The sequence below is a fragment of the Burkholderia sp. Ac-20392 genome (genome assembly GCF_017104585.1).
GTDB lineage: Bacteria > Pseudomonadota > Gammaproteobacteria > Burkholderiales > Burkholderiaceae > Burkholderia > Burkholderia lata.
The window spans coordinates 1-4,681 of record NZ_JAAGPB010000592.1 but is presented as its reverse complement, the minus strand read 5'-3'; the positions used below and the strand labels follow the sequence as shown (position 1 = coordinate 4,681).

2 protein-coding genes and 1 pseudogene are annotated in these 4,681 nt (G+C 69.2%); all 3 read left to right on the top strand.

Translation table 11 applies throughout. The features are described 5' to 3' along the window. A pseudogene (locus G3N99_RS35105) lies at positions 1 to 267 on the top strand (efflux RND transporter periplasmic adaptor subunit); the annotation flags it as partial. Beyond that, positions 264 to 3,410 (top strand): efflux RND transporter permease subunit, encoded by a 3,147-nt coding sequence (locus tag G3N99_RS35100; RefSeq protein WP_206124657.1) that lies wholly within the window; start codon positions 264 to 266, stop codon positions 3,408 to 3,410. The pseudogene G3N99_RS35105 and the gene G3N99_RS35100, both read left to right, overlap by 4 nt. Before the next feature lie 2 nt (positions 3,411 to 3,412). Further along, a partial coding sequence (locus G3N99_RS35095; RefSeq protein ID WP_206124656.1) for an efflux transporter outer membrane subunit occupies positions 3,413 to 4,681 on the top strand: 1,269 nt, incomplete at its 3' end.

Genomic DNA, 4,681 nt, shown 5'->3' with positions numbered 1-4,681 from the left:
GCCACCGGCGACGCGCCGTCGATCACGCTGCCCGCGACCGCACTGTTCCACGACGGCCAGCAACCGGCCGTGTGGGTCGTGCGCACGAAGGACGACACGCTCGAGCTGCGGCGCGTCGACGTCGCGCGCTTCAACGAGCGCACCGTGACGGTGTCGCACGGGCTGCAGCCCGGCGAACGCGTGGTGCTGCAGGGCGTGCACACGGTCAGCGCGGGCGAGAAGGTGCGCGCGATCGCGCCGCTGCATCCGGAGGACTTCGCATCGTGAGCGTTTCCTACGAAGAAGGCCGCTTCAACCTGTCGGCGTGGGCGCTGCGCCACCAGGCGCTGGTCGTCTACCTGATCGCGCTCGCGACGCTCGCGGGCATCCTTGCGTACACCCGCCTCGCGCAATCCGAAGACCCGCCGTTCACGTTCCGCGTGATGGTGATCCGCACGTTCTGGCCCGGCGCGACCGCGCGGCAGGTGCAGGAACAGGTGACCGACCGGATCGGCCGCAAGCTGCAGGAAACGCCGGCCATCGACTTCCTGCGCAGCTATTCGCGCCCCGGCGAATCGCTGATCTTCTTCACGATGAAGGATTCGGCGCCCGTGAAGGACGTGCCGGAGACCTGGTACCAGATCCGCAAGAAAGTCGGCGACATCGGCTATACGCTGCCGCCCGGCGTGCAGGGCCCGTTCTTCAACGACGAATTCGGCGACGTCTACACCAACATCTGGACGCTCGAAGGCGACGGCTTCACGCCCGCGCAGCTCCACGATTACGCCGACCAGCTACGCACCGTGCTGCTGCGCGTGCCGGGCGTCGGCAAGGTCGACTATTTCGGCGACCCCGACCAGCGGATCTTCATCGAGGTCAACAACGCGCAGCTCACGCGCCTCGGCATCTCGCCGCAGCAGCTCGGGCAGGCGATCAACGCGCAGAACGACATCTCGTCGGCCGGCACGCTGACGACCGCCGACGATCGCGTGTTCGTGCGGCCGAGCGGCCAGTTCGACAACGTCGACGCGATCGCCGACACGCTGATCCGCATCAACGGCCGTACGTTCCGGCTCGGCGATCTCGCCACGGTGAAGCGCGGCTACGACGATCCGGCCGTCACGCAGATGCGTTCGGGCGGCAAGGCGGTACTCGGCATCGGCGTCACGATGCAGCCGGGCGGCGACGTGATCCGGCTCGGCAAGGCGCTCGACGCCGAATCGAAGGACCTGCAGGCGCAACTGCCGGCCGGCCTCAAGCTGACGCTGGTATCGAGCATGCCGCACGCGGTCGCGCATTCGGTCGACGACTTCCTCGAAGCCGTCGCCGAAGCCGTCGCGATCGTGCTGGTCGTGAGCCTCGTGTCGCTCGGCCTGCGCACCGGGATGGTGGTCGTGATCTCGATCCCCGTCGTGCTCGCGGTCACCGCCCTCTTCATGTACCTGTTCGACATCGGGCTGCACAAGGTGTCGCTCGGCACGCTCGTGCTCGCGCTCGGGCTGCTCGTCGACGATGCGATCATCGCGGTCGAGATGATGGCCGTGAAGCTCGAACAGGGTTACACCCGCGCGCGCGCCGCCGCGTTCGCCTATACGAGCACCGCGTTCCCGATGCTGACGGGCACGCTCGTCACCGTGTCGGGCTTCCTGCCGATCGCGCTCGCGAAATCGAGCACCGGCGAATACACGCGTTCGATCTTCGAGGTGTCGGCGATCGCGCTGATCGCGTCGTGGTTCGCGGCGGTCGTGCTGATCCCGCTGCTCGGCTTCCACCTGCTGCCCGAGCGCAAGCGGCAGGCGCACGAGGCGCACCTGCCCGACGACCACGAGCACGACATCTACGACACGCGCTTCTACCGGCGGCTGCGCGGCTGGATCGACTGGTGCATCGAGCGGCGCTTCGTCGTGCTGCTGATCACCGGCGCGCTGTTCGTCGTCGCGCTGATGGGCTTCTCGCTCGTGCCGCAGCAGTTCTTCCCGAGTTCCGATCGCCCCGAGCTGCTGGTCGACCTGCGGCTGCCCGAAGGCGCGTCGTTCGCCGCGACGCTGCGCGAGACCGAGCGCCTCGAGAAGGTGATCGACAAGCGCCCCGAGATCGATCATTCGGTGAACTTCGTCGGCAGCGGCGCGCCGCGCTTCTACCTGCCGCTCGACCAGCAGCTTCAACTGCCGAATTTCGCGCAGTTCGTGATCACCGCCAAATCGGTGAAGGACCGAGAGAAGCTCGCGACCTGGCTCGAAACCACGTTGCGCGAGCAGTTCCCGGCCGTGCGCTCGCGGCTGTCGCGGCTCGAGAACGGCCCGCCGGTCGGCTATCCGGTGCAGTTCCGCGTGAGCGGCGACAGCATCGCGACGGTCCGCTCGATCGCCGAGAAAGTCGCGGCGACGATGCGCGGCGACGCACGCACGGTCAACGTGCAGTTCGACTGGGACGAGCCGGCCGAGCGCTCGGTGCGCTTCGAGATCGACCAGAAGAAGGCGCGCGAGCTGAACGTCACGTCGCAGGACGTGTCGAGCTTCCTCGCGATGACGCTGTCCGGCACGACCGTCACGCAGTACCGCGAGCGCGACAAGCTGATCGCGGTCGACCTGCGCGCGCCGCGGGCCGACCGCGTCGATCCGGCAAAGCTCGCCGGCCTCGCGCTGCCGACCCCGAACGGCCCGGTGCCGCTCGGCTCGCTCGGCCGCTTCAAGCCGACGCTCGAATACGGCGTCGTGTGGGAACGCGACCGCCAGCCGACCATCACCGTGCAGTCGGACGTGCGCGCCGGCGCGCAGGGCATCGACGTCACGCATGCGGTCGACGCGAAACTGAACGCGTTGCGCGCGCAGCTGCCGGTCGGCTATCAGATCAACATCGGCGGCTCGGTCGAGGAAAGCGCGAAGGCGCAGAAGTCGATCAACGCGCAGATGCCGCTGATGGCGATCGCCGTGTTCACGCTGCTGATGATCCAGCTGCAAAGCTTCTCGCGCGTGCTGATGGTCGTGCTGACCGCGCCGCTCGGGCTGATCGGCGTGGTCGCGACGCTGCTGCTGTTCGGCCAGCCGTTCGGCTTCGTCGCGATGCTCGGCGTGATCGCGATGTTCGGGATCATCATGCGCAACTCGGTGATCCTCGTCGACCAGATCGAACAGGACATCGCGGTCGGCCACCGCCGCATCGACGCGATCATCGGCGCGACCGTGCGGCGCTTCCGCCCGATCACGCTGACGGCCGCGGCCGCCGTGCTCGCGCTGATCCCGCTGCTGCGCTCGAACTTCTTCGGGCCGATGGCGACCGCGCTGATGGGCGGCATCACGAGCGCGACCGTGCTGACGCTGTTCTACCTGCCCGCGCTGTATGCGACGTGGTTCCGCGTGAAGCACGACGAACGCGACCCGCAGGACGGCCCGCCGCCTGGCGGCACGCCTGCCGCGCCGTCGGGAGCCTGACCATGGATCGATCGATGAACCTGAAAACACAAGCCGTGCGGGCACTCGCCGTGGCGAGCCTCGCCGGCCCGCTCGCGGGCTGCTCGTGGTTCGCGACGAGCGGCGAGCCGCCGGCGATGCCGTCGCCCGCGCACTACGGCACGACGCCGCAAGTCCAGCAGACCGTGTCCGCGCAAGGCGTCGCGCAGCAGTTCGAGGTCGGCGCGCAGCCGGTGCCCGACTGGTGGAAGCAGTACCGCTCCGATGCGCTGAACGCGCTCGTCGACGAAGGGCTGCGCAACAGCCCGACGTTGAGCGCGGCCTCCCACTCGCTCGATGCCGCGCGCGAACAGTTGCGCGGGCAGATCGGCAGCTCGATGCTGCCGTCGATCGACGCGGGCGGCCAGGCCACGCGCCAGCGTGCGCTCGGCGTGCCGATTCCCGCGCTCGGTGCGCCGACGCTGCTGTACGACACGTTCGTCGGGCAGTTGCAGGCGAGCTACACGATCGACCTGTTCGGCGCGTCGCGTTTCGCGAACCGTGCGCTGGCGAGGCGCGTCGACGTCAGCGCGTTCCAGCTCGAATCCGCCCGGCGCGCGCTGGCCGCGAACATCGTCACCGCATCGATCACGGTGTCGGTGCTGAACGCGCAGATCAATACGACCGAGCGGCTCGTCGCACTCGCCAACGACCAGGCGCACGATGCCGAACGCCGCTACGCGCTCGGTTCGGCTTCGCGCAGCGACGCGCTGAACGCCCGGCAAAGCGCCGACACGTTCGCGGCGAGCCTGCCCGCGCTGCGCCAGCAGCGCGACTCGGCGCGCCATGCGCTCGCGGTGCTGGTCGGCCGCACGCCCGACCGGCCGCCGGCCGATCTCACGCTGGCCGATTTGCACTTGCCCGAGCAAGTGCCCGTCGTCGTGCCGTCCGACCTGCTGCAAAGTCGCCCGGACATCCAGGCGGCCGACGCGGGGCTGAAAGCGGCCGCGGCCGAAGTGGGCCTCGCGACCGCGCAGATGTTCCCGCAGCTGTCGCTGTCGGCCGCGATGGGCAAAGGCGGCTTCAGCTGGCCGACGATGCTGTCGGGCGCCGGCTCGATCTGGAACGTCGGCGCGTCGCTGAGCCAGCCGCTCTTCCACGGCGGCGCGCTGCTCGCGCAGCGCCGCGCGGCGAAGGCGACCTACGAGGCCGCCGTCGACCAGTACAAGCAGGCCGTGCTCGGCGCGTTCCAGAATGTCGCCGATTCGCTCGCGGCGCTCGAGCACGATGCGGAAGCGCTCGACGCGTCGTCG